Below are 25216 nucleotides of genomic sequence, written 5' to 3'. Positions count from 1 at the left end.
GTATGCCGTTTCTGATGAAACCTACGCGACTAAAAAAATGTGCTTGGACGGTCATGTTAAGCCTGGCGGTATGTGCATCAAGTTTGCAAGCACAGCCAGTGGGCTTGCCTAGTATGGGTGCTGCTTCTGGGGTTGAGTTATCACCCACTTTGGAGCGCACCTTAGGCAATGCCATTATGGAACAGGGAAGACGTTCGCCCGAGTATATTTCCGATGCGGATGTTAATCAGTACCTCACTAATATGGGGCGCAAGCTGGCCCAGAACGCGCCTAACTTAGGGCAGCCTATTACTGTTTTTGCCATGCGGGATAGCAGCATTAATGCTTTTGCTTTGCCGGGCGGTTATATCGGTATTAATAGTGGCTTATTTACTTCATCAGGATCAGAGTCTGAGCTGGCATCGGTGATAGCGCACGAGATAGCTCACGTAGCCCAACGCCACGTGGCTCGTGGTATTACGCAAAGCGAACAAAGTTCTCACTTAATGATAGCGGCATTGGCAGGGGCTCTTTTGGGTGCCTTGGCAGGTAGTGCTGATTTGGCGATGGGGGCGGCAGCCTTTGGGCAAGCGGCTGCGGTCGACAAGCAGTTAGGTTTTTCCCGCCAAGCCGAACAAGAGGCCGACCGTGTGGGCTATGAAATGTTGCGCAAAGCTGGGTTTGATACGCGTGGCATGGTGCAGATGTTTCAGCGCCTAATGGCACACTCTCGCCTCAACGAGAGCGGTGCTAGTAATGAATACTCCAGTACTCACCCTTTAACCACACAGCGGCTTTCGGACGTGGAAAATAGGGTACAGTCACAAGGCACCCATAGTCACCAAAACAGCTTGTCTTATGTGTACTTGCGAACTAAGTTGTTGATCATGCAAGCTAATACTATGCAGGCTTTGCGTACGGTAGAACAGGGCTTGCACAGTCAAGCCAATAGTGCCACTACTGAACTAGAACGCTCTGCGGCTGATTACGGCCTAGCGTATCTGGCTTGGCAGCGTCAGGATTATCCGCAAGCAGCCAAGTATCTAAAGCAGGCCTATCAAGATAAGCGTTTTGATGCGGCTGAGCTTGATGTGTTGGCAATACAAATTAGTTTGCGTGAACAAAATTTAACCCAAGCTTTGCATTTGTCTGAACAGGCCTTACAGCGCTGGCCTGAGAGTCAAGCTGTAGCGTTGGCGTATGTGCAAGTCTTGCAGCAAAACAAACAAGATACCCAAGCGGTGCGCTATTTAGGTCAAGCCATTGAGCATTGGCCTGAGTTGCCACGCTTGTATCAGTTACAAGCCCAAAGTTACGATCGACTGGGCGATGGCGTCAAAGCACGCTTGGCTATGGCTGAGTATTATCAACTGATTGGTGCTTTGCCTACAGCCGTCGAGCAGTTGCAGCAAGCAAGAAATTTAACGTCAGACTTTTATGCGCAATCTGAGATTGATACTCAAATTACTCAGTTACGTCATAGGCTAGAAAGTGAGCGTGCTTTGTTGGAGCGTTTTAAGTCTTAGCTATTCGTATCGAAAAAACGCGCTAGGCGTGCTGGTAGCCAGCTAAAGTTGCCGGGGAAGCTACCTGTGGTAAAGCCCACGTGGCCTCCTTTGGCGGGTTGGTGCAGTAAAACTTGGTCCGATACATCGTCGCACGTAGGCAAAGATGCTAAGGGTACGAAAGGATCGTTCAGTGCATTTAAGATCAAGGTGCGCACGCGTATGTGGCGCAGTACGGGCTTGCTTGAGCAACGAGTCCAGTAGTCTAAGGCATTAGTAAAGCCATGCATGGGGGCGGTGTACATATCGTCGAAGTCGTAGATGGTACGTACCCTAGATAGCCTATGGGTGTCAATTAAGCCAGGAAACCGACTCGCCTTATCGTGTAGTTTTTGACGCATGGAACGTAAAAAATACGGTGAGTATAGGTACCGGCCAGCTTTGGACTCGGACAGATAACGTCCTCCTGCTTGCAAGTCGGTAGGGACGGAAATAGCGGCTGCCGCATGTAGGAAACCGCTTTGTTCTACGTGCTCGCCTAAGTGCTTAAGCAATGCGTTACCGCCCATAGAGGCACCTACAGCATGCCAACGGGCATGTGGCAGGCGCATGCGTACGGTGTTTAAGACAAAGTTGACCTCGTCGGAGTCACCTGAGAAGTAAGCCCTAGCCATCCGATTAGGGAAGCCGGAGCAGCCGCGAAAATGGGCAACCACCACTACCCAGCCTCGAGCCCTGAAATACTGGGCAATGGCTTGGATATAATGGCTGCAACTGCTGCCTTCTAAACCATGAAAGAGCACTAAGGCTTGAGTGTCGGCTGTTTGTGGCAAGGCGTGCCAGTCTTCTTCTTGTAACCAGCGCCTGGCCGAGGTGTTTTTTAGGTGGGCATCAGGCGGGGCTTGATGGCCGCTTTGTAGTTTATCGGCGAATAGGCCTGGTGCGGTCCAGTCAAAGTCGACAAAATCCCCGTCCGCAGTATCGGCGCGGTGGCGCACAAAAGCGATGCGGTGATGCCGTGTGAATAAGGCAGTATAAATGGTTTGCAGATGACCGCCAGGTAGCCAAAAGGGTACTGGGCAGGGGCTGTTATCAAGCTGTCTGCTTGCCATGCTGTCTTCCCGGGAACAATAATACGGCCTGAGGCCCGTGCCAAAACACGGCCAGACAGGTGGGGATAGGTGACCTATGTACCATCAGGAGGACAGTTGTGGCTTAGTGTTGGTGAGCATGCTCGCCATCTTTAAGGCTATAAATAGCGCCACAATAGGGGCAAGCGGCTGTGCCTGTTTTTGAAATGTCGATATAGACACGGGGATGCATGCTCCAGAGGGGAGCGTTGGGACCCGGACAGTACACGGGCAGATCTTGGGCGCTGACATCAATGGTTTCGTGCTCTGCCTTTTTTGGTACGATGGGGCTGCTCATAGGGATCCTGATCAATAAGTAATAAATAAGGGACTGGCTGACTAGCCTATATAACATTGCTAATTAGAAAATAGTAAAAAGCCATACATGCTCAGCCAACATTTATAGGGCTAATTGTAGCAAGTCAGCACGGATTTTACCCCCTTATGTAGCATGAATTGCGTGTCGAGTAATCGGCGTATACCATTAAGGCTTGTGCAAAAAACAAACCTACATAGAACTAACTAATAGCTAGCGGCTTAATTGGGGCTGGGGTGCCCCGGCAAGCTCGCGAACTCATTACCTCAAGGGGAAAATGTGTCATTCTTGAGTGCCAGCAAATCTTACTGGCCTGTTAAACAAGATCGGATTTATTTTAAATCCGGATTCGTCGATCTGTTGCCTGCCATGGTGGCAACGGCCGTCTGGGGGTTTGTGACTGGCGTGGCCATGATCAAATCTGGCTTAACAGCATTCGAAGCTAGCGCGATGACCTTGTTGGTCTACGCAGGCTCGGCCCAACTGACCGCTTTACCTTTAATTGAATCGCATGCACCTTTATGGTTGATATTCGTGGCAGGCTTTGTCGTGAATATTCGGTTTATTATATTTGGCGCTGCCTTGCAGCCTTTCTTTCGTTACTTAAGCTTGCCTAAGCGTTTTCTGTTAGGTTTTATGACGACAGACATGGCTTTTGTGCTGTTTATGTCTCGTTACGGAGATAGCTCTGAGCGTAACTCGCGTGAGCATCTGTGGTACACACTAGGGGTGGTGATCCCCGGCTGGATAAGTTGGCAATTTGCCTCGTTGTTGGGGGTGTACATGGGCGCTTATGTACCTACTTCGTGGTCCTTGGATTTTGCTGCTATTTTGGCATTAATGGCAGTGCTAATTCCTTTGGTCAGCACAGCTCCTATGTGGGCATGTTTATGCACCGCTGGGGCGATTGCATGGGTGGGGCAACTGTTGCCCTTGCGCCTAGGTTTAGTAGCTGCGGTCATAGGGGGAGTGGTGGCTGGCGTGGCAGCAGAACAACTGAAAGCGAAAAGAGCAAGGCGTCTATCATGAATTGGCAGTATGATGCGTATGTTCTTGGGGCTATTGCACTGTTAATTGTTTGTAGCGTTATTACTCGTACAGGTTATTTCGTACTGGGTGACTATCTACCCCTACCAGAATCCGTCAGACGGGCGTTACGTTATGCACCAGTCGCAGCCCTGATAGCGATTATCCTGCCTGAGCTTTTGCCTTGGGGGCCAGAAACTTCCCCTGTAATCAGTGCTAAGGCATTGGCGGCATTAGTAGCAGTACTTGCCTTCGTACGCACACGTAATCCTGTGTTGGTGATTGTCGTCGGTATGTTGGCCTTATGGCTATTCCGCGCTCTACTTGCTTGATGCGCTCATAGTTTCTATGTTTACGCCCTTAGTAGCCCAATGGCTTGCATTCTATGCGTTAAAATATGGGTTGTTACAAACGCTTGCGCTTGAGTCGCAGGTCTATATTCATCTTAAATGAACGATACTTCAAATCTGAACCCAGACACAGTAACCTTTTCGGAAATCGGTTTGCATCCTAGCATTTTGGCCTCAGTTACCGCGGCCGGCTATGATAAGCCTACTCCTATTCAGGCAGCCGCTATCCCCGTGGTGCTGGCCGGTAAAGACGTTATGGGTGCTGCACAAACCGGTACGGGTAAAACGGCTGCTTTTTCTTTGCCCATATTGCATCGCCTTATGGCGTCTGCCAACACCAGTGCATCGCCTGCACGGCATCCTGTTCGAGCGTTAATATTAACTCCAACGCGTGAGTTGGCTGATCAGGTCGCAGAGAGTGTGGCGTTGTACTGTAAAGGCACCCCCTTGCGTTCAACCGTGGTTTTTGGCGGCGTCGATATCGGCCCTCAGCGTGACGCTCTGCGTCGTGGCTGTGAAATATTAATCGCTACTCCAGGTCGTTTGCTGGATCACATCGAGCAGCGAAATGTTAGCTTAGCTCAAGTGTCCATGTTGGTGCTCGATGAAGCCGATCGCATGTTGGATATGGGTTTTTTACCTGATCTTGATCGCATTGTGAGTTTGTTGCCTAAGCAACGCCAAGGTTTATTATTCTCGGCGACCTTCAGCAAAGAAATTCGCAAGCTGGCACGTACCTACTTGCATGACCCTGTCGAAATCGAAGTTGCTGCACGTAACGCCACAGCGTCCACGGTGACGCAAATTGCTTATCCGGCAGCGGGTGATGAAAAACGCGTTGCAGTCGTGCATTTCTTGAAAACCAAGCAGTTAAAACAGGTCATCATTTTCACCAATACCAAAATCGGCGCTGGCCGTTTGGCCCGAGCCTTAGAGCGGGATGGCATCCGTGCCGAGTCTATTCATGGCAATAAAAGCCAGCTCGAGCGCATGAAAGTGTTAGAGGCTTTTAAAGCGGCTGAGGTGGATGTGCTAGTAGCCACTGATGTTGCTGCTCGAGGGCTGGATGTGGTGGGTTTGCCATGCGTTATCAACTATGACTTACCCTTTAACGCAGAAGACTACGTGCATCGTATCGGTCGTACAGGACGAGCTGGAGCAAGCGGTGAAGCCATAGCTTTGTACGCTCCAGAAGAAGAGCACTTGTTGCGCGATATTGAAAAACTTATTGGTAATCCCATACCAAGGGGGCAGTTAAATGTGCCACCCCCTGTGCGCCCAGCACGTAGTGAGCGTCGCCCTTATCGTGCTAACCCACCTATTGATGACTTTTTCTTGAAACCATATGAGCCCTCTGTACCTCTAGACGATACAGCAGCGGTTAAAAAAGCGGTTTCTACGAATGGCCACCAACGTAAACGTGACGTAGGCGTATTACTAGGTGGCGGTCGTTATTAATTGACGTAAATCTCCAGGGCCTGTACTGACGGGGGGTAGGTCCTGGTGTTGGAAATCACGCAGTAATCGGTCTAGGTGTTCACTGTGCGGTAACATAGCGCCAAAAAATACGGTGCCCTTGGTGGTTTGGATCTGTAAAGTAGGAAAGTCTTCTACATCCTCATCACCTAGCAGCTCTGGCAACTCCTCTACGTCTATCCAAATAAAAAAATGATCAGGCCATTGCTTGGCTAAGGCTTTGAAGTCTTTTTGGTATTGTTGGCAGGTTCGACACCACTGTGCACAAAAACAAATAATTAAGTGTGCTTCAGGTTCGTTTTCTAGGGCCTGCTTGAGTTCGTCAAGTTGCGTGTGGGCGGTAAAGTAAGTCATTTATACTATCAGTTAAAATCAAACGAATTGCGCTTATCATAACCGTGTCCCTTTGCCGAGTCTTGTTATGTCGCTACCTCACTCCTATTCTACGCCTATCAATACCACTCCTTGGTTTAGTGTATCGTCCGCCTTTGCAAGGGCAGTAGTCTCGCAGCTTCAGCCGCGTATGATTTTTGCCTTGCTCATGCCTTTTTTCTTTATGTTAGTAGGTTTTATTTTATTGAGCTGGTTGTTGTGGACACCGGTTCAAGGGTGGCTCACGCAAGTGCTAACGGAATGGAACCTCTTTGATAATGTTGACCAGTGGTTGGTGAGTATTGGGCTGTTCTCGCTGAAATTGTATTTGGCCCCCTTATTAGCCTTAGGCGTATTACTGCCGTTGGCGGGTGTCATAGGTTTGGTATTAGCGGCAGTATTGGTGATGCCTATGGTGTTGCGTCACGTCAGCAAAAAAGATTATCCCGAATTGCAGTTGCGAGGACGTCATGCCACGGCGATGAGCGTATGGAACGCTATCTGGGTGGGCACCATTTTTGTAGTGGGGTGGTTGGTGACGCTACCGTTGTGGTTGTTTCCACCTTTCGCTCTCATTTTGCCTGTATTTTGGTGGACCTTTGCATTTACGTTGTTGTTGCGTGTCGATGCCTTGGTAGAGCATGCCGATGCCTCGGAGCGTAAGTACCTGTGGCGTAGACTTAAGCTGTCCTATTGGACGATTGGTTTGGTGATTGCTTTATTAAATTTATTCCCACCCGCATGGCTTATTCTGCCGGTGTTTTCAGCCTTGGTATTCGCGCATTTTTCCTTGGAAAACCTACGCCGATTACGTGCAGTTGGATCATCTGTCCTGGGGAATGAGGATACGGTGATGGCGCTCAGGCATTCGTAATCGCGTACAAATTCGCCTCCTTGGCATGGCCAACTTGAGTGAGCTGCGCTATATTTCATCCATCAGTATCCACCACGCTGCCATGGCGCCGCGTATCTTTGGAAAGTCTATTATGTCGCATGCAGGTCATCAGGCTATACAAAAGATTCGTTTGATCATTGTCGGAGATGAAATTCTTTCAGGCCGACGGCAGGATAAGCACTTAAGCAAACTGATCGCCTTGCTTGGGGCGCGAGGCATGAGCTTGCAAGGGGCAGAAATTGTATCGGATCAGCGCGATGACATCGCTCAGGTGCTCAAGCGTAGCTTTGCTACACCAGACATTGTTTTTTGTTGTGGCGGTATTGGGGCAACGCCTGATGATCAAACGCGCCAAGCCGCAGCCGCGGCGCTAGGCATAGAGCTGGCTTTGCATCCCGAGGCTGAGCAACTTATTATTGAGCGTTGTCGCGATAATGAACGCAAAGGGCAGGGCAGTAGCGATATGAGTTTGCCCGAAAATCAGCAACGTTTGCAAATGGGTATGTTTCCCGTGGGTGCACAGATAGTGCCTAATCCCTACAATAAGATTCCTGGCTTTTTTATTAATAACCATACCTTTATGCCCGGTTTCCCCGTTATGGCTTGGCCCATGATGGAGTGGACCTTAGATACACGCTATAAAGCTCTGCAGCATCAATGCCCTTATATTGAGCATTCTTTTCTAGTGTTCAACTTACCAGAGTCACGCTTGGTGCCTACTTTGTTAGAGGTTGAGCGTCGCTGGCCTGACATTAAGGCCTTTAGTTTGCCTAGTGTAGGCGATCCTACAGGTCAGCCGCATATTGAGTTAGGCGTTAAAGGCAATCCCGAGCAAGCCGCTGCGGCCCTTGAGTATTTACGTACCGAGGTACAGACTTTAGGTGCAAGTTTGCAGCCTTTGGAGAAATAATGCTTGCTCCAGCGTGTATAATTCCATAATATGGGAATTGTTGCGGCGCATCAATAAAAGCATAAAATGAAAGTAATCAGCACGGTAAATAACGTTACTACTCCAACTAAATCCTTGAACGGACAGCAAATATCCATACAGGTTTTAGAGCGAGCGATGATTCTGCTTGATGAACTGGCTCGTCAGTCTGAGCCAGTAGCACTCAAAAACCTGGCCAAAGCCACAGGCTTACATACTTCTACCACTCATCGCATATTGAATGATTTAGTGGTGGGTCGCTACGTTGAGCGCGTCGATAGTGGTTTATACAGGTTGGGTATGCGGCTGCTGGAATTAGGCTCTTTGGTCAAAGGTCGATTAAACGTCCGTGCCGCCGCGATAGAGCCTATGCATGATCTGCATAAGTTAACCGGTCAAACGGTTAATCTGTCTTTGCAGCAAGGCGATGAAATTGTCTACGTAGAACGCTCATGGAGTGAAAGCTCTGGCATGCAAGTGGTTCGGGCTATTGGTGGCCATGCGCCATTGCATTTGACCTCTACAGGCAAACTATTTTTATCTGTCTGGGAGCCTCGTCAAGTAAGGGCATATGTTATGCGCACTGGTTTAGCCGGTGCAACGCGCAATAGCATTACGCAAATTGACGCTCTCGAGCGAGAACTGGCCTTGGTACGCCGCCATGGTTATGCCCGTGACAACGAAGAGCTAGAGCTAGGGGTACGCTGTTTGGCAGCAGGGATTTACGACGACACCGGAAAACTGTTAGCAGGTTTGTCTTTATCGGCGCCAGCTGAACGCATGCACGATGAATGGATTCCATTGCTCTTGAAAACAGCCGGAGAAATTTCCGCCACGCTAGGATACGGCGGCTAAATAGTTTGGCTTTGAAATAATAAAGTCATACGCCGCCCGTATACTGAAAGCGACAAATCATTGTTCTAATTTTACTTATATTGCTGCAATGCAATATTGACTTGACACGGCAAGTCAAAATGGTCTACATTGGAATTGTTGCGGTGCAACATAGAAGGTTTGCCTTGTTGTAGTCTGAAGCCTAGCCTTCTCTGACCGAAAGCCTATTAAAACCTAGCCCTATCCGGGCTCTTCTAGGAAAGGAAATACCATGAGTGCAATCCCCCAAAATATCTTAGATAACCAAAAAGCAGCGTTGAATAATCTTTTGGCCATACAAGGTCAGCTGTTTCAGGGTTTCGAAAAACTAGTGGACTTAAACGTCACAACGTTACGTAACTCTTTTCAACACGCAGCAGAGCGCTCGCAGCAAGTTGCCAGCGTGAAAGACGCTCGTGATGTGGTGGAGTTATCGCAAAATGTGGTGCAGCCTAGTGCCGAGCAAGCTCTGCAGTACGGTAAAAACGTGTACGACATTGTTTCTGAACTGCACGTTAATCTGTCTCGCATGGCAGAGTCACAGATTGCGCAAGGCCAGCAGCAAATCTCTGAAGCCATTGATCAATTAGCCAAAAATGCACCTACAGGTAGCGAAAGTGCTGTGGCACTGTTAAAGTCTTCTTTTGCTAGCGCTAGTAATGCAGCTGAAACTGTAGTGAAAGCAGCACGTCAAGCCGCTGACGTAGCAGAAAGCAATATGCAAGCCGCCGCTAACGCCGGTTTGAAAGCAGCCGCTCAGGCTACCGAGGCTCACAATCAAGTAGTTGAAGCAGCAACGGCACCCGTCGTTGAGGCAGCTGCTAAAGTTAGTCCTCGTCGTCCGGCCTAAGCCAGCACAACGTCTTGACAGTAAAAAGCCCAGCATATGCTGGGCTTTTTGCTTACAGTGCTTGAACGCACTCTTGCACTAAGGCGGGGCCTTTATAAATAAGGCCCGTGTAAAGTTGTATGGCGTTAGCACCTGCGGCAATTTTTTCTCGTGCCTGTTGTCCCGACTCTATACCCCCTACACCAATAATAGCGAAGTCGTGGCCTAGCTTAGCGCGTAGACGGCGAATGACGTGCAAAGATAGCTGATGTACCGGGGGGCCAGATAAGCCACCCTGTTCTTGGCTATGTTCAAGCCCTTGTACTGCTTCGCGTGACAAAGTGGTATTGGTCGCTATCACGCCATCTAGGCCGAAAGTGGGTAGGGTATCGGCGACAGCATCAATTTGTGCTTCAGTTAGATCAGGGGCAATTTTCAATACGATGGGTACGTGTTTGCCATGTTTGTCAGCAAGTGCTTGACGCTCTTTTTGGACAGCAGCCAACAACAGGCTTAGTTCATCTTGACCTTGTAAGCTGCGTAAGTTCTCCGTGTTTGGAGACGAAATATTTATAGTGACGTAATCAGCATGTGGGTACACTGCACGTAGACCAATTAAGTAGTCTTGGCTGGCGTGCTCTATAGGAGTAGCAGCATTTTTACCTATGTTAAGCCCCAATATTCCACCTTGCTGACGGAACTGACTTTGCTGCACATTTTGAATGAAAATGTCTAAACCGTCGTTATTAAAACCAAAGCGGTTAATCAGGCTATTGGCTTGTGGGAGACGAAACAAGCGCGGCTTGGGATTGCCGGGTTGCGCTTTGGGCGTGACGGTGCCAACCTCTACAAAGCCAAAGCCTAATGCTCCTAGGGCATCAATGTGGGCGCCGTTTTTATCTAAGCCAGCCGCTAACCCTACGGGGTTGCGTAGTGACATGCCCATCAGCTCTATTGGTTTTGATAAATTATTTTTTAGCAAAGAACCTAGTATGGGTATACCTTGGCTGCAGCCTAGGCTTTTGAGTGTAAGGTTATGAGCCTTTTCAGCATCGATGCTGAACAACAACTGACGCGCCAAGGGATACAAGCTAAATAAAGCGGACATGGGTAGATAAAGATGAGAGGGTTAAGCAGGCCACTCCCAGTGTCCGTTTCGGAGCAACTGGTAAGGACGATAGCCAATTTTATAAGCCATTTTACGACTTTCTGCGATCCAATACCCTAAATACAGCCAGGGCAGTTCATGCTGGCGACAGTAGTCGAGCTGCCATAGTATGGCATACACACCATAGCTGGCTTTGGGGTCTGTATCGAAAAACGTATAAACAGCTGAAAGGCCGTCTTCCAGAATATCGATAATAGAGACAATTTTCAGCACTCCCGTTGAGTCGCGAAACTCAAGCAAACGGGAATCGATATGGCTATGCAAAAGAAATTGAGCATATTGGGTTTGGTTGTCTTCATCCATACCAGCGCCCGCGTGCCTAGCCTTTTGATAGCGGTGATAAAGCTCGTAGTGTTCGGGGTTCCACTGTAGGGGCAGGATATTGGTTTGTAAGTGCTGGTGCTGTTTCCATACTTTACGTTGCGTGCGATTGGGCTCGTGTTGCGGAGCATGGCAACGGATGGGAATACAAGCTTGGCATTGATCACAATAAGGGCGGTAAGTGAAGGTGCCACTGCGCCGGAACCCTTTATGTACCAAGCCAGTATACAGAGACGGAGTAATGAGGTGGGCAGGGGTTGCCACCAATGAGCGCGCCTGCTTATTGGTCAAGTAACTGCAGGGGTAACTTGCCGTGCTGTAGAATTGCAGGTCCTGCAAAGGCGTTGGTTTGGTTAAGCTCATACTGACATACACAAAAATCAGGCCACATTTCAGTGTATCACCTGCTACAAGCTGGTTGCATTTCCTAAGCGGGTTTGTCCATAGCGTAAATACCCAGTAGGCCATTGCCGTTGGGGTTGATCGCGTAGCAGATAGAGCTGCTCAATAAACTGAGCGCGTGCAATGGGTTCTGCGCCTAAGCTGGCTAAGTGAGCAGTTTCTTGTTGGCAATCAATGATGGGTAGGCCAGCACGTTGCAAGATATCGACTAAATAAACAAGGCTGATTTTGCTAGCATCGGTTTTATAGGCAAACATAGACTCACCAAAAAATACTCCTCCGATGTTCATGCCGTAAAGTCCACCCGCCAGCTCGCCGTCTACCCAGGTTTCTATGCTGTGTGCAAAGCCTTGTTGGTGCATGGCGTGATAGACGTTGATGATGTCCTCACTAATCCACGTGCCTCCTGTTTCAGCTCGGCTACTGGCACAAGCTTCAATGACAGCTCGAAAGGCAAGGTTGCAACTGACTTGTATGACGGCGTTTTCCGTATGTTCTGCACGCTGTATTTGGCGGATTTTTTTTTGTAATGAGCGCGAAAGGTGCAATTTGTGAGTGTAGAGCACCATGCGTGGATCGGTAGACCACCATAAGACGGGGTCGCCGCTGTTATACCAAGGAAACAAGCCCTCTCTGTAGGCATCGTAAAGGCGCTGTGGGCTAAGATCTAACCCAGCAGCGACTAAGCCATACTCATTGGCCGATTGCGCCAATGGCAGTGATTCTTCAGGCTGTACCCATACCACACTCATGCTTACACGCTAGTTTGCGGGGCCATGTCGAACTCATGGATGCCAAATTGCCCATTTTTTTGGTCAGTTAGGTAGCGCTCTAAGGTGGCGCTGACGGTACGAAAGGCAAGCTGGTCCCAAGGGATTTCATCCAGCTCAAAGAAGCGTGCCTCTAGGGTTTCAGGACCAGGGTCGAGTGCAGGACTCAGCACTTTTGCAAGATAATAAACATGTACTTGCTCGGCGTAGGGGACGCTGATGACGGTAAATAGCTGCCCTAGTTCGACCAATGCGCCCGCCTCTTCATTCATTTCGCGCAAAGCCCCCTCGGATAGGGTTTCGTTGAGCTCCATAAAGCCGGCTGGTAAGGTCCACGTATTAAAGCGAGGCTCTATAGCGCGTCGGCAGAGCAATATCTTGTTTTCCCAAATAGGGACTATGCCCACCACGTTGCGAGGATTTTGATAGTGAACTGCGCCACAATGCGTACACACATCACGCATCCGATTGTCATCGTCGGGGATGAGGCGGCTTAACTTGCTGCCGCATTGGCTGCAATATGTTTGGCTGCGGGGCGCGGGAAAGTAAAAGGACGGGACGGGTGGCTGTGGTTGAGTCATGCAAATGATTCTACTGAATTTACGAGGCTTGTGGGCAAGCAATATACGCGAGCTTTTCTAGTAATACCGAATCATCAGTATAGAAAAAAAGAGGGGCGGCGTGAGTATAGTGCTGGGTAAAGATAGTTGGCCCTGCCTCAGGGTAGGGGGGGCCATTGAGCAAGTAGTCTTCTAACAGGCCGGTAGGAGTATGGAGTTGCGCCAGTAAGGCGGCAACGTCACGGCCTTGCACCAAGCCTGCACCTAGGTTGGTACTGGCATAGAGCCTACCCTTGGAGTCAACGTACCAAGCATGAATTTGCTCCACTAGTAACTGGTTATGGGTATATATGAGATGGGGCTCGGTGCCTGTACGTAAAATATAGGGTGCAGCATCAAGGCGCACATAGACCCGCTGAGGTCCATTCTGTATAAACCATTGCCCTTGTTCGTCAGCCATGTAGTGACGATTAAAAAAATGAACAATAGTGCTTTTTTCTATGGCTAAGCCAGCTTGATGAGGTAAGGACATGGCTTGGCCGTCAGGATGTAGCCGCCAGCAACCTTGCTCGCATAACGACACGTAGCCATAAACATGCGGTACGTTGGGCCATTTTTGTAAAGCTTGGGCAACACGATCATCCATAGCATGGGGCAGTAAAACGTAACTAATGTCTCATAGTATACGTGTTTAGTGGCTTGCTTAGCGTCTTCGCATCGAGCTCTATGCCGTAACATACCAAGATATGTTTTGCTTGTGGCCGGCATTTGCACGTGGGACAGCAGATGGTTTTTTGCTTTTTGCAAAGGTGAAATGATGCGTCTCAGCAACAATTTCTTAAGTTTATCTTATCGCTCTTGAACTACTGTAAAAAAGCGGGATGTGGCGGTTTTCGCCTTTTCCAGACTACTATAGAGGTGAGCGCTAAAAGAGTAGGTTCAGATCTGCAGCGGTTTTTACCGCTCATACGCAATAAACATGCGGGGCTTGGGGCTCGAGGTCGTACAATATGCGTACAGCTATGTATATGAACATGCGTCATTGCAAAAGGTATGCAAGCTCAGGTTTGCTTGCTAGAGGTTTTAGAAATGCTACCAGCACCCCATGGTATGCGCACAATACAGAAGCACCGATGCTATCCGCATTTGGGTTGGGCTTCTGCAGTGTAAAGCCCTGCATTGCTATTGAAGCGGCAGGGCTTTTATGCGTTAGAACCTGTACAGGAAAGTAGTCCCACAGAGATATTTTGCTATTTAAGGAAATTTTGGAATTATGAGTCAGTTCCGTACCGAACATGATTTGTTGGGTGACCGCGAGGTACCTAACGAGGCTTATTATGGTGTGCACACGCTACGTGCGAAAGAAAACTTCCACATCACAGGTACCCCAATTTCTACCTATCCGGAACTGATTAAAGCCTTGGCAATGGTGAAACAGGCAGCTGCCGAGGCGAATTATCAACTGGGTCATTTAAACGAAGCCAAGCGCAATGCTATCGTGACAGCATGTAAAGCAATTACCGATGGTGCTTTACATGAGCAATTCGTGGTTGACATGATTCAGGGCGGTGCAGGTACATCGACAAACATGAATGCTAACGAGGTGATTTGTAATTTAGCCTTGGAAAGCATGGGTCATAAGCGTGGTGAGTATCAGTACTTACACCCTAACGATGACATTAATATGGCGCAGAGCACGAATGACGTGTATCCCACTGCTTTGCATTTAGCTGTATATCGTTCTTTAGACCCCGTCTTTGATGCGATGACGATTTTGCGTGATGCGTTTTTAAACAAGGCGCAGGAATTTAACGACCACTTGAAACTGGGTCGTACGCAGCTACAAGACGCCGTTCCTATGACTTTAGGTCAAGAGTTCAAAGCTTTCGCTGTGAGCATTAACGAGGATATCGTGCGTTTGAAGCAATCGCGCGAGTTAATGTGTGATGTCAACTTAGGTGGTACAGCGATTGGTACAGGTATTTGTACTCATCCCGCTTACGCAGCCATAGCGGTACAAGAGTTGGCGAAAGTATCCGGTGTGCCGTTTGTGTCGGCCGAGGACCTGATCGAAGCGACACAAGACTGCGGTGGCTTTTTGCATGTTTCGGGTGTTTTGAAACGAGCCGCCGTGAAACTGTCGAAAATTTGTAATGACCTGCGTTTGTTGTCTAGCGGCCCACGCTCTGGCTTTTGCGAAATTAATCTACCTGCCGTACAAGCGGGCTCGTCTATTATGCCGGGCAAGGTCAACCCGGTAATCCCCGAGGTGGTGAACCAAGTTGCCTTTGAAATTGTTGGTGCAGATGCCACGGTAACCATGGCTGTCGAGGCGGGTCAATTGCAGTTGAACGCTTTTGAGCCTGTTATTGCACACTCCTTGTTACGCAGTATGAAGTTATTGGAAAATGCTTGCCATACTCTTACTGAGTTCTGTGTTACAGGAATTACGGCTAACCGTGATTGCTTGGAGCAGAACATTGAGCGTTCTATTGCATTGGTAGCGGCATTGAATCCTTATATTGGCTACAAGGCAGCAACAGCTGTGGCAACGGAGGCATTTAGCACTGATCGTAATATTCGTGACGTGGTGCTGCAGCGTGGCTTGATGAGCGAAGAGGAATTGAATGAGGCTTTGCGTGCTGATCAATTGATTCAGCCACGTGAGCTGTGCACAAAAACGCGCTAAGCATTTCTTGCGCGAGTGAAACCAACAGGCCGCTATAAGCGGCCTGTTGGTTTTTAGGTCGTATGGGCTCTGAATACTTTAGCCCTGGTCCTTATTTTCATCATAGGGAGCAGGGCGTAAAATACGATAGAGTTCTAGCATCAAGTCGGCCTGTGTGATCATGCCCTGCCAGCGTCCTTGTTCGTCGATGACGGGTAAATGGCGATGTTTATCGTGACTAAATAAAGGAATCAGCTCAGTGATAGACTGTTCACTGTAGGCGCATATTGCAGGGGTACTCATAATATCACCGACTATCGGTACGTTGCTTTGACCCCGCTTGCTTTGAATGAACTCGCGTAGACGTTGGCGTAGGCCTTGTTGGTCTTGTAGAGTTACGCGACGCAGGAAGTCAGCTTGAGTCAAGATTCCAATAACGCGTTGTTCTTGGTCTACTACCGCTAAAGCCTTGGTTTTATGCTCAGTGAGTAGAGCCCAAGCTTGCTCCAAAGATGTGTCCGCAGTGATGCAGGGGGCATTAGTCTGCATCAAGGCAGCGCAATGCCTAGTGCCTAAATTGCGTTGAAAAGCAATAGTGTGTACATAGGCTAAGAGCTTTTGCAGGTCTTCGCGGCTCACGTTAAGCGTTTGGTTATAGTGCTCAAGTGCCGCGTCGTAGTCTGCGTCTGTAAAGCGAGAAGCTTGTTGCGTTGGTTCGATGGCTTTTTCAGGCTTGTGCCAAGCAGGGTAACGAGTGCCTGTTAGGTTGTTATATAGCACTGCTATGAGCACTAAAATGCTAGAGTTAGTAAGCACAGGGAACAGCGCAAAGTGAAACTCATGGATACCGTTAAGTGCAGGAAAGACGGAGATGGCGACGCTGGGAGGGTGTACGCTACGACTAATCAGCATCATGCCAGTGCTGAGTCCTCCCGCTAAGGTTAAGGCTAGCACCGTATTCGGTATCCATCGAGCACAGCATATGCCTATTAGTACTGACACGCTATTGCCGACCAGAATATTCCATGGTTGTGTTAGTGGGCTGGTAGGAACTAAAAATAGTAATAAGGCACTGGCACCAAAAGATGCGACGAGCCAATGATGAGTACTAGCATAGTTAGCCAAGTGTAAGCTTACAAAAGCGGTACACAACAGCGCTAGCGATGCTCCCATAGTAGCGCGCAGCATCTCCTGTCGCGCAATGGGAAGGGAGTGAGGGCGCAGGCTGCGAGCCACTAGCTTCATTAGGGCTAGCATGGGCTGGGGGCGTGGACAGGAATAGCGGGAGGCAACAGGTGTGCCGGTAAGGTGTAAATGTGAGCCGTGGGCGTTTGTAGGTAGCGTTTGAGTATGGCTTTATTATCGGGGGCGCTCGTCCATACTTGTAACTGCGCAGCGGCTTGTGCGTGCGTATTGGTAGGCAGCAGCAAAAGTTTGCGCTGTACTTGTGCAGCAACGGCTTCAGAAGGCTCGATAATGTGCATGCTCGAACCTACTATGGCTTGGATTTGGGGGAGCAAAAAAGGATAGTGAGTACAACCCAATACCAATGTGTCAGCCCCCTGTTCAAGGGCGGGGCGTAACTTCACGCTTAAGTATTGCGGTAATTCATCATGATCCAGCTCGCCACTCTCTACTTGTTCAGCTAAGCCAGGGCAAGGGATAAGTATGACTTGTTTATCGGCAGCGTGTAGCTGGCAAAGCCTATGTATTTGGGGGCTGCTTATGGTGCGAGTGGTCGCCATTAGCGCAATCACTCCATTCTTGCTTTGTTGAGCAGCGGGTTTAATGGCTGGCTCAATGGCAATAATCGGCAGACTATAACGAGCACGTAAAAGCTTTGCCGCCACGACGCTAGCCGTATTGCAGGCAATCACGATGGCCTTACATTGTTGTGCAATGAGGAAATCAAGAATCTGCGTGCTGCGATCTTGAATCCATTCCGGCGACTTATCGCCATAGGGTGCAAAACCCGAGTCAGCCACGTAGATAAGAGGTTCGCGCGGTAGCGCAGTACGTATAGAGCGTAGCACTGACAGACCACCCACCCCAGAGTCGAACACACCAATAGCCCCAGGTAAATGGGGCAACGTGTTAGCGTCAAACATAAAGCAAGTAAATTCCCACAATCAACACATAGGCAGGTTGCTATTATCTGCTTTTTTAGACGCAGGTTCTAGACTCAGCATGATAGATAAACACTTATCAGTGGATTTGACGATTAAGCGGTGAGCAATAGCTCATTTTGGAGTTACCGTAAATAGCAGGTAGACTGCTATTTTTCTAGATAAACTTCTCCTGTATGAGTGCTGCTCATTTTCTCCTTCCTAAACTGGTGTCGTGGTTGAAAGCTCAAGGTTTGCCCCAGGGCAGCCATTTGGCGGCACAAACCATAGCGGATGCTTTCCAGATGTCACGCTCGCCAGTGAATGAGGCGTTGCAGCAGTTGGCCGAGCAAGGCGTGCTCGAGAGGCGTCCGCGTCGTGGTTATTTTTTATTGTTGAATGCCGATCAGCTTAGTGTGGAGTCTTTTGTCGCTGGCTCCTCGGTTGCGGATCCTGTGCAGCATGCTTATTTTGCGTTGGCTGATGACTTATTAACTCAGCAATTGCCGTTGCATTGCTCGGAGCAAGAACTGCGTCGTCGCTATCAGTTAAGTCAGACACAGTGTCAATTACTCATGCAGCGTATTGCCACGGAAGGGTGGGCAGAGCGCAGACCTGGCTATGGCTGGGTATTTTCCGATATGCTGCTTACGCCTAATAGTTTGCTGCAATCGTATCGCTTGCGGCTTGCCTTAGAGCCAGCGGCTTTGCTAGAGCCTAACTATACGATAACAGCAGCAACCATTGCCCAGTGCCGTGCCGCTGAGTTAGAGTTGCTCAATGGAGGCATAGAAACCGCCACGGCCGATCAACTCCATGCGCGTGGCGTTCGCTTTCACGAAGCCCTTGTGGAGGCGTCGGGAAATCCGTTTTTTATTGATGCGATTAAACGGGTCAATCAAGTACGCCGCTTGTTATCTTATCGTTCCATGCGTGATAGACAGCGTTATCGCGACCATTGTGCCCAGCATTTAACTATATTGAGTCTTTTAGAGCAGGGGCAGCAGGAACAAGCCGCACAGGCTTTGCGCGAACATTTACAGCATACGGTACACAATATGAGCCGGCTTAGCGAACTACTAAGTCAAGCGTAGTCAGCTAAGCGTACTGTGCCAGCCTAAACCTGTGCTGGTGCTACGGAAGCACCTTGTATGCCGTGCCTTGCCAGTGCCTCGGCGACAAAACCCGAACTTTTCATTTCTTCAATAAAAGTGCTTAGGTATTCACTAGCGGTAGCGCCACGCTCTTTGTGCATGCCCATGGCCTGTTGAATCACCATAAAGCGTCCTGGCAATAAGCGTAAGTTGCCATAGCGCTCGGCATCGGCTTGGAGTTGTTGTTTAACGCCAGCAGCAACTTCGTGGCCATGTTCTAAAAAGTGGCTGACTACCGCAGGCGAAGTGGGAGCACGCATTAATGTAGCATGTTGAATTTCACGGCTGAGATAAAGGTCATAGGCGCTACCTTTGCCGACAGTAATGCGATGCTCAGTTTGATCGACGTCGCTATTGTGGTGCACAGGAGAGTCCTCTTTGACCAAATAGGCGCCTTCAATAAGCACATATGCAGCGGTAAAATTAATGACTTGTCCGCGTTTGGGGTCAATGGCAAAGAAGCCTATATCGGCAAGGTGGTTTTCAACCGCCTCTACCGATTTGCCGGCAGACTCCCAGACGACGAGCTCTAAGGGAAGCGCCAAACGACGTGCAAGCTCCTGGGCTAAATCGACTGAAACACCAAAGACTTCGCCTGTTTCAGGATGTCGTCCAGCAAGGATGGGGTTACCGACATTTATGGAGGCGCGTAAGGTGCCCTGTGGGGCAAAAGCTTGTTGGAGGCTAGAATGCATAGTCATAGAGTAGGGGAGTAAACGGGGTTAATCGGTTGCGGCCTGTGCTTGTCGTAAAATGGCAGGTATAACACCACCACACTTTAACAGTTCTATTTCCATTTGCGTTTCGACCGCCGCGGTAGCGGTAAAAGTCATACGTTGTTCGTGGCCCTCGTACACGCTGACCGGAATAGCACCGCGCTGGCTGAGGTGGCGGGCGTCGATGTCAAACATCAGCCCTTCATGGAAGGCCGTGACATCCACATCAGCAGGTAAAACAAGCGGCAATATGCCCATGCCAATAAGGTTAGAGCGATGAATGCGCTCGACACTTTTCAGTAGCACGGCGCGTACCCCTAGCAGCCGTTGGCCTTTTGCTGCCCAGTCTCGCGAAGAGCCTGTGCCGTAGCGCTCACCTGCCACAATCACTAAGGGCTGCTGCTGATCTTGATAGGCTTGTGCGGCTTGCCATATGGGCATTACTGTTTGACTAGGGATATGTAAAGTGTGTGCTACCGGGGCTTTCGGAGCTAGATAGTTATGCAATGTTTTGCTATGAAAGGCAGCGCGTAACATGACCTCCCAATTGCCTCGTCGTGAGGCGAAAACATTGAGCTCTTCAGGCGCTACGCCTTGCTCATAAAGAAACTGCGCAACTTGGCTGCTGGGGGGAATAGCACTGGCGGGGGAAATATGATCTGTCGTAATGTCATCGCCCAGAATTAGCAAGGGGTAGGCTCGGTAATGCCCTAAAGGACTTGCTTGCGTAAAAGAGGCAAACGGTGGCCGCCGTAAAATAGTTGAGTCTGGGTTCCAAGGGAATTGATCCCCTATCGGTGCTTGTAATGCTTCCCAGTAGGGGTTGTGGTGAGCTTGTGTGAAACACTCTAAAAAGTCGGCGCTGTGTAGAGCAAGTTGCTGAGTCTGTGCAATCTCTTCTTGGCTCGGCCAGACATCGCTTAGGTAAACGGGTTGACCGTCGGGCGTAAAGCCTAAGGGGTCATGGCTCAAGTCGCACATGGCATCCCCTTTTAGGGCATAGGCGATGACCAATGCAGGGGATAGTAAAAAGGCCAGCTCTAAATCAGGATGGATACGGCCGGGAAAATTACGATTGCCTGATAAAATCGCCACGGGTTTGATGTGGCCTGCCTCGCTGGCGGCTTGTATGCGAGCAGGCAGAGGTCCAGAGTTTCCTATGCAGGTGGTACAGCCAAACCCCACAATATCAAAGCCCAATGCGGATAGGTCAGTGAGCAAGTCGGCTCTCTCTAGATAGGCTTGCGCTGCTGGGGACCCTGGCCCCAAGGACGTTTTTACCCACGGTGCAGCACGCAAGCCTAACCGGCGTGCTTTGCGGGCGAGCAAGCCAGCCGCAATCAGTTGGGCCGGATCGGAGGTATTGGTGCAACTGGTAATGGCTGCAATGGCCACCGGGAAAGCAGGCAATGTGCCCACTGAGGGGGGAGTGAAGTTGATTTTCCGCAGAGCCGCGGGAATATCGCCAAGATGCAGGTAGTCTTGTGGCCTGCGCGGGCCTGCTGCCGAGGCTTGCAAGGCATTGATGTCTAGGCTTAGCACTTGACTGTAGCGGGGGCGAGCGTGAGGGTCGAACCAAAGGCCGGTTGCTTGGCAATAGGCTCGTATGATCGCAAGATGTTCTAGGCTGCGCCCTGTTTGTGCCAAGTACTCTAGTGTGCGCTCATCCACGGGGAAAAAGGCAGTAGTTACACCATACTCGGGAGCCATATTTGCGATGACACAACGTTCCCCCGCGGTAAGTGTGCTGACCCCCGGGCCAAAAAACTCGACAAATTCACCCGCGACATTTAGCTTACGCAATTGCTGGGTAAGCAGTAGTGCCAGGTCGGTAGCGGTTGCCCCTGCTGGTAGGCTGCCTTTTAGCTCTACGCCTATTACATCAGGAAGGCGCAACATAACGGGTAGCTTAAACATCGCTGTTTGTGCCTCTAAGCCACCCACTCCCCAGGCCAAGACTCCGATGCCGTTAATCATGGGTGTGTGACTGTCTGTGCCAAGCATCATGTCTGGCGTGAGACTGTCGTATTGGTCTGTTCCTTCAGCAGGTAATCGGGCGACCACAGTGGCCAACTGTTCCAGGTTAATGGTGTGCATAATGCCCGTGCCGGGAGGATGTATGCGTACTCCTTCTAAGGCCTGCGCAGACCATTTTAAAAAGCGATAGCGTTCTTGATTAAGCTGTATTTCCAGTTCGATGTTTTGGGCTGATGCGTCTGGATTGGCATAGTGCTGTACAGCGAGAGAATGGTCTATCGAAACGTCAATAGGCAAGCTGGGGTTCAGTTGCGCCGGGTTTAGTCCCTTTTCATAAAGCTCATCGCGCATGGCAGCAATATCGACCAACGCCGGTGTGCTGGTGGTGTCATGCATTAAGAGTCGGCCAGCTTGAAAAGCGATTTCCGCGTTGCTATGCCCCTCTTGTAGCCAGTCCAAAATCGCTTGCCGTGATGTCTCCCGCTCTTCGTCTTGTTGGTGGCGCATACAGTTTTCTAACAGTAAACGTAAGACCACCGGCAGACGTTCAAAATCCTCTCCCGCAATCCCCGCTAGATCCGTAATGTGGAAAAGTTCATTGTTGATACATAGTTGTTTTGGTGCGTAGCGATCTTTAACCATCGTTGTTTTATATTGCATTTTTGGTGTATAAAATGCAATCATAATGAATGTTTACGACTTTGTGTTTTTTTCTTAGGAGTTGGGAGTGAGTAAGAGTATTAAAAAATGGCTAGTAGCGGCGTCGGTAGTAGGTGCCTTGCCCTGGCAACTGCATGCAGAAACGGGGTCCTATCCGAAGCAAGCTATCACTCTAGTGGTGCCGTTTTCTCCTGGGGGAGGCGTGGATGTGATGGGGCGCTTGTTGGCCGAGCGTCTGAGACAGACCTTAAATCAAAATATCATCGTAGAAAATCGTCCGGGAGCCAGCGGCATGTTGGGGGCAAGTCACGTGGTACGTGCCAAACCGGATGGGTATACCGTGTTATTGGGTTCAGCAGGCGAGACGGCGATTAATCCCTATGTGTATGGGGATCGCATGAGTTATCAGCTAGATAACTTACAACCAGTGGCCTTATTGTCGCGAGTGCCGAATGTGCTATTGGCAGGGCCGGCTATGGAGGCAGCGGATATGGCGTCGATGCTCGATTATGTACGAGCCAATCCAGGTCGTGTTAACTATGCGACAAGCGGTTTAGGCAATCCGCAGCATTTAAATGGGGCATTGCTTGAGCATCAAGCTCAGGTCTCTATGGTGCACATTCCCTATCGTGGTGCGGCAGGCCAATTAGCAGACGTAGCAGGAGGGAGTGTTGAGCTTACCTTTGTGAGTTATGCGGCCGCGGTGCCTTTTTTGCAGTCGGGTAAAGTACGTGCGTTAGCGGTAACCTCGGCTAATCGCACCGGTTTTGCACCGGACATTCCTGCTTTGTCTGAAACCCCCGGGTTAGAAAATTATGATTTGTCTAATTGGTTCGGTTTGTTTGTGCCAGCTGCTACCCCTGCCGAAATAGTACAAGCGTTAAACCAAGCGACCAACGAAGCGTTAGCGGACCCAGAATTAGCGGAAAAGCTGCAGGCTCAGGGAGCCGAACTGACGCCGCTGAGTGTGGCGGATTTTACGTCGTTTATTGCACAGGAAAGCAGTAAATACGAGCAGATAGTGCGCGAGGCCGGCATTGTGGCGGAATAAGGTAAAAGAGCATGTATGCATTGGTTGGTAGTCGTACTACGCGTGAACGTCATGCACGAGGACAGGGCATTAGCGTATATGCGGTATGCCCGCGGTCGGGGGCATTGGAGCTGGTGACAATTGAAACGGGATTAGTGAATCCCTCTTATCTACTCCTGTCCAAAAATGGACAACGGGTTTATACCGTGCACGGCGATCGTCAAGAGATTTCTGCTTTTTCGTTGAATCAGCAGACCGGCAGATTGAGCTTGTTGAATCAACAGTCTACTCAAGGCCTAAACCCGGTTCATTTATGCTTTACACCTGATCAGCGAGCGATCATGGTAGTGAATCATTTGGGGGCATCTATGGTTGTGTTGCCTATCGATGCGGACGGCGCATTGCTGCCTGTGACGCAACAGCACAGCTTTAGCGGTGACATAGGCCCGCATCGTGTGGAGCAGTCGCAAGCCAAGCCGCACGCTGTTGTCTATGACCCGTCGGGACGCTTTTTAGTGGTTCCAGACAAAGGCTTAGATGCGGTCTTTGGCTTTGTATGGGAGGACGGGCGTTTTTTACCTACAGCGCAAATAAAAGTTAGTAGTCGTGAAGGGGCTGGTCCTCGTCATGCTTGTTTTCACCCCCATATGCCTGTGATGTATTGTGTTAATGAGCTGGACTCTACCGTGGCTGTGTATGCATGGGATCAGCAACACGCAAGCTTGCATGCAGTACAAGTCTTGAGTACGTTAGCGCATAGCTTTACGGGTAATAGTCGCGCGGCAGCGATTGTGTTGTCTGCCTCGGCACGCCATTTGTATGTCTCCAACAGAGGGCAGGACAGCATTAGTATTTATGCTGTTGATAAGGAAACAGGATGCTTGTCGTGGCAAAGCAATGTCAGTTCTCAGGGGCGTACCCCTCGTTTTATGGACTTTAATCAGTCCGGCGATTACTTATATGTATTAAACGAGGATTCGGACAGCATTGTGCAGTTTGCCGTGGATGCTGACACAGGGGCGCTGAGTTATCTAGCTTCTTGGCCCTGTGGTAGCCCAGTATGTATGGTATTTAGCAAATAGACGGGACAATGCTCTGGTTAAACTCTTCTGCAAAGGGAGAGTTTAACCACATCGCAGCGTGAACCAGCACTAGCCTTCAAATGTCACGTAACGCTTCTTGGTTTAGGCCCCGCCATAGTGAGTGCATGAGTTGCCACGCGCGTTGTATATCTACGTGGCTGGAGTGTGTCAGGTGTTGTTCCCATTGGGCTACGCTGGCGTGGTAAAGATCGGTACGGTTATGGCGTAACAGCCGCTCTCTCATACCCTCCCACGGAAATAATAGCCCTGCAAAGCGGGGCATAGAAAGCGTCCAGCCTAAGCCAGCTGGATCAAAGTCGGGGAAGGCCCAGACAGGCTCACGTCGGAGGTGTAAAAATGCCAGTGCATGATTGGCTTTAAATAAATTGTCACCCCTAAACACAGCAAGACTCGCTTGTTGAACAGCGGGGTGATTCAGCAGCCAGTGATAGCGACGTAGTTGGACAAAGGTCTCAAAGTTTTCTACGACCACGATGTTTTTTGTTTGGATAGCATGACCGTCTTGTTCAGTTATCACCATGTACCCGGGTAAATGACTGGGCAAAGGCTGGCCTTGATATAGGCAACCCGAGCTGAGGGGCAAGATGGCGATCTCACCATGATGCGGGGCTAAGCTGGTGTGCTTTTCCGATCGGCCTGGAATGAAGGATGCCTGAGCGCGATCAAGTGGCGTTGAACTGGCTTGTAGAGGTAAGGCATGTGAACGTATCAAGGCTTGGGCTCGCGCTAAGTCATCCGCTCGATACTCAAAGCGCTTACCTATTTGTAGCCCTATACGATGATGTTGGCTAAAGGCTTCTGCCGTGCGTGACAACTGGCGTGTGAGGGGGAAGGCAGCCTTTGGATCTGCTTGAGCTTCTAGCAAGAGCTTTTGTAAAAAGGCTAATTCTTGTGTTTGCATAG

The 25216-nt window shown here is 49.7% G+C and carries 25 protein-coding genes; 12 read left to right on the top strand and 13 right to left on the bottom strand.

Annotation, left to right across the window (positions count from 1 at the left end):
* Positions 1-2: 2 nt before the first annotated feature.
* Entirely contained in the window at positions 3-1505 is a 1503-nt protein-coding gene (locus tag OSH01_RS00440) for a M48 family metalloprotease (protein WP_266122085.1), read from the top strand.
* Here OSH01_RS00440 and OSH01_RS00435 read toward each other — a convergent pair.
* Both OSH01_RS00435 and OSH01_RS00430 read right to left on the bottom strand, forming a co-directional pair.
* Positions 1502-2596, bottom strand: coding sequence for a YheT family hydrolase (locus OSH01_RS00435; RefSeq protein ID WP_266122084.1), 1095 nt, complete (start codon positions 2594-2596; stop codon positions 1502-1504). The two genes, OSH01_RS00440 and OSH01_RS00435, sit on opposite strands and share 4 nt — an antisense overlap.
* Before the next feature lie 103 nt (positions 2597-2699).
* Positions 2700-2912, bottom strand: a complete 213-nt coding sequence (locus tag OSH01_RS00430; protein WP_266122083.1) for a zinc-finger domain-containing protein — start codon at positions 2910-2912, stop codon at positions 2700-2702.
* A 387-nt stretch (positions 2913-3299) separates the two neighbouring features.
* Between OSH01_RS00430 and OSH01_RS00425 the strand changes: the two genes are divergently transcribed.
* From OSH01_RS00425 to OSH01_RS00415, 3 genes are all read left to right on the top strand, one after another.
* Positions 3300-3959 carry an AzlC family ABC transporter permease gene (locus tag OSH01_RS00425; protein WP_266122830.1) on the top strand — a complete coding sequence of 220 codons (660 nt, stop codon included), beginning with the start codon at positions 3300-3302 and terminating at the stop codon, positions 3957-3959.
* Positions 3956-4288: an AzlD domain-containing protein gene (locus tag OSH01_RS00420; protein WP_266122082.1), complete on the top strand. Its 333-nt coding sequence runs from the start codon at positions 3956-3958 to the stop codon at positions 4286-4288. The genes OSH01_RS00425 and OSH01_RS00420 overlap by 4 nt, the downstream gene beginning before the upstream one ends.
* A gap of 117 nt (positions 4289-4405) precedes the next feature.
* Positions 4406-5764 carry a DEAD/DEAH box helicase gene (locus OSH01_RS00415; protein ID WP_266122081.1) on the top strand — a complete coding sequence of 453 codons (1359 nt, stop codon included), beginning with the start codon at positions 4406-4408 and terminating at the stop codon, positions 5762-5764.
* Here the strand turns inward: OSH01_RS00415 and OSH01_RS00410 are convergent.
* Complete coding sequence (locus tag OSH01_RS00410; RefSeq protein WP_266122080.1) at positions 5744-6136, bottom strand: thioredoxin family protein; 393 nt, start codon at positions 6134-6136, stop codon at positions 5744-5746. The genes OSH01_RS00415 and OSH01_RS00410 overlap by 21 nt on opposite strands.
* A gap of 67 nt (positions 6137-6203) precedes the next feature.
* Between OSH01_RS00410 and OSH01_RS00405 the strand changes: the two genes are divergently transcribed.
* The 4 genes from OSH01_RS00405 to OSH01_RS00390 all read left to right on the top strand — a co-directional run bounded on the left by OSH01_RS00405 (position 6204) and on the right by OSH01_RS00390 (position 9700).
* The gene (locus OSH01_RS00405; RefSeq protein WP_266122079.1) at positions 6204-7028 is read left to right on the top strand and encodes an EI24 domain-containing protein; all 825 of its coding nucleotides are present in this window, start codon (positions 6204-6206) and stop codon (positions 7026-7028) included.
* A 112-nt stretch (positions 7029-7140) separates the two neighbouring features.
* Positions 7141-7959 (top strand): competence/damage-inducible protein A, encoded by an 819-nt coding sequence (locus tag OSH01_RS00400; RefSeq protein ID WP_266122829.1) that lies wholly within the window; start codon positions 7141-7143, stop codon positions 7957-7959.
* Positions 7960-8025: 66 nt separating this feature from the next.
* Positions 8026-8832, top strand: coding sequence for an IclR family transcriptional regulator (locus OSH01_RS00395; RefSeq protein WP_266122078.1), 807 nt, complete (start codon positions 8026-8028; stop codon positions 8830-8832).
* 250 nt (positions 8833-9082) lie between these two features.
* Complete coding sequence (locus OSH01_RS00390) at positions 9083-9700, top strand: phasin family protein (RefSeq protein ID WP_266122077.1); 618 nt, start codon at positions 9083-9085, stop codon at positions 9698-9700.
* A gap of 52 nt (positions 9701-9752) precedes the next feature.
* Here OSH01_RS00390 and OSH01_RS00385 read toward each other — a convergent pair whose 3' ends face one another.
* Genes OSH01_RS00385 through OSH01_RS00365 form a run of 5 tightly spaced genes read right to left on the bottom strand, consistent with a single transcriptional unit; the run spans position 9753 to position 13546 of the window.
* The gene (locus tag OSH01_RS00385; RefSeq protein WP_266122076.1) at positions 9753-10787 is read right to left on the bottom strand and encodes a quinone-dependent dihydroorotate dehydrogenase; all 1035 of its coding nucleotides are present in this window, start codon (positions 10785-10787) and stop codon (positions 9753-9755) included.
* Positions 10788-10808: 21 nt separating this feature from the next.
* On the bottom strand, positions 10809-11531 hold the full coding sequence (locus OSH01_RS00380; RefSeq protein ID WP_266122075.1) for an arginyltransferase: 723 nt from the start codon (positions 11529-11531) through the stop codon (positions 10809-10811).
* Positions 11532-11575: 44 nt separating this feature from the next.
* Positions 11576-12322 (bottom strand): leucyl/phenylalanyl-tRNA--protein transferase, encoded by a 747-nt coding sequence (aat, locus tag OSH01_RS00375; protein WP_266122074.1) that lies wholly within the window; start codon positions 12320-12322, stop codon positions 11576-11578.
* A gap of 2 nt (positions 12323-12324) precedes the next feature.
* Positions 12325-12921, bottom strand: a complete 597-nt coding sequence (locus tag OSH01_RS00370) for an NUDIX hydrolase (RefSeq protein WP_266122073.1) — start codon at positions 12919-12921, stop codon at positions 12325-12327.
* Between the two features lie 19 nt (positions 12922-12940).
* Positions 12941-13546: a DUF2946 family protein gene (locus OSH01_RS00365; protein ID WP_266122072.1), complete on the bottom strand. Its 606-nt coding sequence runs from the start codon at positions 13544-13546 to the stop codon at positions 12941-12943.
* Between the two features lie 627 nt (positions 13547-14173).
* On the opposite strand from OSH01_RS00365, the gene aspA reads away from it, so the two are divergent.
* Complete coding sequence (aspA, locus tag OSH01_RS00360; RefSeq protein WP_266122071.1) at positions 14174-15589, top strand: aspartate ammonia-lyase; 1416 nt, start codon at positions 14174-14176, stop codon at positions 15587-15589.
* Positions 15590-15667: 78 nt separating this feature from the next.
* Here the strand turns inward: aspA and OSH01_RS00355 are convergent, their stop codons facing one another.
* Positions 15668-16813: an HPP family protein gene (locus tag OSH01_RS00355; protein ID WP_266122070.1), complete on the bottom strand. Its 1146-nt coding sequence runs from the start codon at positions 16811-16813 to the stop codon at positions 15668-15670.
* A gap of 5 nt (positions 16814-16818) precedes the next feature.
* Positions 16819-17676 (bottom strand): glutamate racemase, encoded by an 858-nt coding sequence (murI, locus tag OSH01_RS00350; protein WP_266122069.1) that lies wholly within the window; start codon positions 17674-17676, stop codon positions 16819-16821.
* Between the two features lie 194 nt (positions 17677-17870).
* Here murI and OSH01_RS00345 point away from each other — a divergent pair, with 194 nt between their 5' ends.
* A complete protein-coding gene (locus OSH01_RS00345; RefSeq protein WP_266122068.1) occupies positions 17871-18767 on the top strand; it encodes a GntR family transcriptional regulator in 897 nt (298 codons plus the stop codon).
* A 23-nt stretch (positions 18768-18790) separates the two neighbouring features.
* On the opposite strand, the gene OSH01_RS00340 is transcribed toward OSH01_RS00345, so the two are convergent.
* Together OSH01_RS00340 and acnA are read right to left on the bottom strand one after the other, a co-directional pair.
* Complete coding sequence (locus OSH01_RS00340; RefSeq protein WP_266122067.1) at positions 18791-19528, bottom strand: ABC transporter substrate-binding protein; 738 nt, start codon at positions 19526-19528, stop codon at positions 18791-18793.
* A 21-nt stretch (positions 19529-19549) separates the two neighbouring features.
* On the bottom strand, positions 19550-22204 hold the full coding sequence (acnA, locus tag OSH01_RS00335) for an aconitate hydratase AcnA (protein WP_266122066.1): 2655 nt from the start codon (positions 22202-22204) through the stop codon (positions 19550-19552).
* 43 nt (positions 22205-22247) lie between these two features.
* On the opposite strand from acnA, the gene OSH01_RS00330 reads away from it, so the two are divergent.
* Positions 22248-23231, top strand: a complete 984-nt coding sequence (locus OSH01_RS00330) for a Bug family tripartite tricarboxylate transporter substrate binding protein (RefSeq protein WP_266122065.1) — start codon at positions 22248-22250, stop codon at positions 23229-23231.
* 11 nt (positions 23232-23242) lie between these two features.
* Positions 23243-24292, top strand: a complete 1050-nt coding sequence (locus OSH01_RS00325; RefSeq protein WP_266122064.1) for a lactonase family protein — start codon at positions 23243-23245, stop codon at positions 24290-24292.
* 76 nt (positions 24293-24368) lie between these two features.
* Here OSH01_RS00325 and OSH01_RS00320 read toward each other — a convergent pair whose 3' ends face one another.
* Entirely contained in the window at positions 24369-25214 is an 846-nt protein-coding gene (locus OSH01_RS00320) for a DUF7281 domain-containing protein (protein WP_266122063.1), read from the bottom strand.
* Positions 25215-25216 lie beyond the last annotated feature (2 nt).

Source organism: Alcaligenes endophyticus (assembly GCF_026344035.1).
In the GTDB taxonomy this organism is placed as follows: Bacteria; Pseudomonadota; Gammaproteobacteria; order Burkholderiales; family Burkholderiaceae_B; genus Alcaligenes; species Alcaligenes endophyticus.
Note: the sequence above shows the minus strand (reverse complement) of the source record. Positions and strands in the feature narration are given on the sequence as shown.

Coding starts and splice junctions, on each gene's coding strand:
- OSH01_RS00440 (WP_266122085.1), top strand. CDS start 3: ATGCCGTTTCTGATGAAACCTACGCGACTAAAAAAATGTGCTTGGACG.
- OSH01_RS00435 (WP_266122084.1), bottom strand. CDS start 2,596: ATGGCAAGCAGACAGCTTGATAACAGCCCCTGCCCAGTACCCTTTTGG.
- OSH01_RS00430 (WP_266122083.1), bottom strand. CDS start 2,912: ATGAGCAGCCCCATCGTACCAAAAAAGGCAGAGCACGAAACCATTGAT.
- OSH01_RS00425 (WP_266122830.1), top strand. CDS start 3,300: ATGGTGGCAACGGCCGTCTGGGGGTTTGTGACTGGCGTGGCCATGATC.
- OSH01_RS00420 (WP_266122082.1), top strand. CDS start 3,956: ATGAATTGGCAGTATGATGCGTATGTTCTTGGGGCTATTGCACTGTTA.
- OSH01_RS00415 (WP_266122081.1), top strand. CDS start 4,406: ATGAACGATACTTCAAATCTGAACCCAGACACAGTAACCTTTTCGGAA.
- OSH01_RS00410 (WP_266122080.1), bottom strand. CDS start 6,136: ATGACTTACTTTACCGCCCACACGCAACTTGACGAACTCAAGCAGGCC.
- OSH01_RS00405 (WP_266122079.1), top strand. CDS start 6,204: ATGTCGCTACCTCACTCCTATTCTACGCCTATCAATACCACTCCTTGG.
- OSH01_RS00400 (WP_266122829.1), top strand. CDS start 7,141: ATGTCGCATGCAGGTCATCAGGCTATACAAAAGATTCGTTTGATCATT.
- OSH01_RS00395 (WP_266122078.1), top strand. CDS start 8,026: ATGAAAGTAATCAGCACGGTAAATAACGTTACTACTCCAACTAAATCC.
- OSH01_RS00390 (WP_266122077.1), top strand. CDS start 9,083: ATGAGTGCAATCCCCCAAAATATCTTAGATAACCAAAAAGCAGCGTTG.
- OSH01_RS00385 (WP_266122076.1), bottom strand. CDS start 10,787: ATGTCCGCTTTATTTAGCTTGTATCCCTTGGCGCGTCAGTTGTTGTTC.
- OSH01_RS00380 (WP_266122075.1), bottom strand. CDS start 11,531: ATGAGCTTAACCAAACCAACGCCTTTGCAGGACCTGCAATTCTACAGC.
- aat (WP_266122074.1), bottom strand. CDS start 12,322: ATGAGTGTGGTATGGGTACAGCCTGAAGAATCACTGCCATTGGCGCAA.
- OSH01_RS00370 (WP_266122073.1), bottom strand. CDS start 12,921: ATGACTCAACCACAGCCACCCGTCCCGTCCTTTTACTTTCCCGCGCCC.
- OSH01_RS00365 (WP_266122072.1), bottom strand. CDS start 13,546: ATGGATGATCGTGTTGCCCAAGCTTTACAAAAATGGCCCAACGTACCG.
- aspA (WP_266122071.1), top strand. CDS start 14,174: ATGAGTCAGTTCCGTACCGAACATGATTTGTTGGGTGACCGCGAGGTA.
- OSH01_RS00355 (WP_266122070.1), bottom strand. CDS start 16,813: ATGAAGCTAGTGGCTCGCAGCCTGCGCCCTCACTCCCTTCCCATTGCG.
- murI (WP_266122069.1), bottom strand. CDS start 17,676: ATGTTTGACGCTAACACGTTGCCCCATTTACCTGGGGCTATTGGTGTG.
- OSH01_RS00345 (WP_266122068.1), top strand. CDS start 17,871: ATGAGTGCTGCTCATTTTCTCCTTCCTAAACTGGTGTCGTGGTTGAAA.
- OSH01_RS00340 (WP_266122067.1), bottom strand. CDS start 19,528: ATGACTATGCATTCTAGCCTCCAACAAGCTTTTGCCCCACAGGGCACC.
- acnA (WP_266122066.1), bottom strand. CDS start 22,204: ATGATTGCATTTTATACACCAAAAATGCAATATAAAACAACGATGGTT.
- OSH01_RS00325 (WP_266122064.1), top strand. CDS start 23,243: ATGTATGCATTGGTTGGTAGTCGTACTACGCGTGAACGTCATGCACGA.
- OSH01_RS00320 (WP_266122063.1), bottom strand. CDS start 25,214: ATGCAAACACAAGAATTAGCCTTTTTACAAAAGCTCTTGCTAGAAGCT.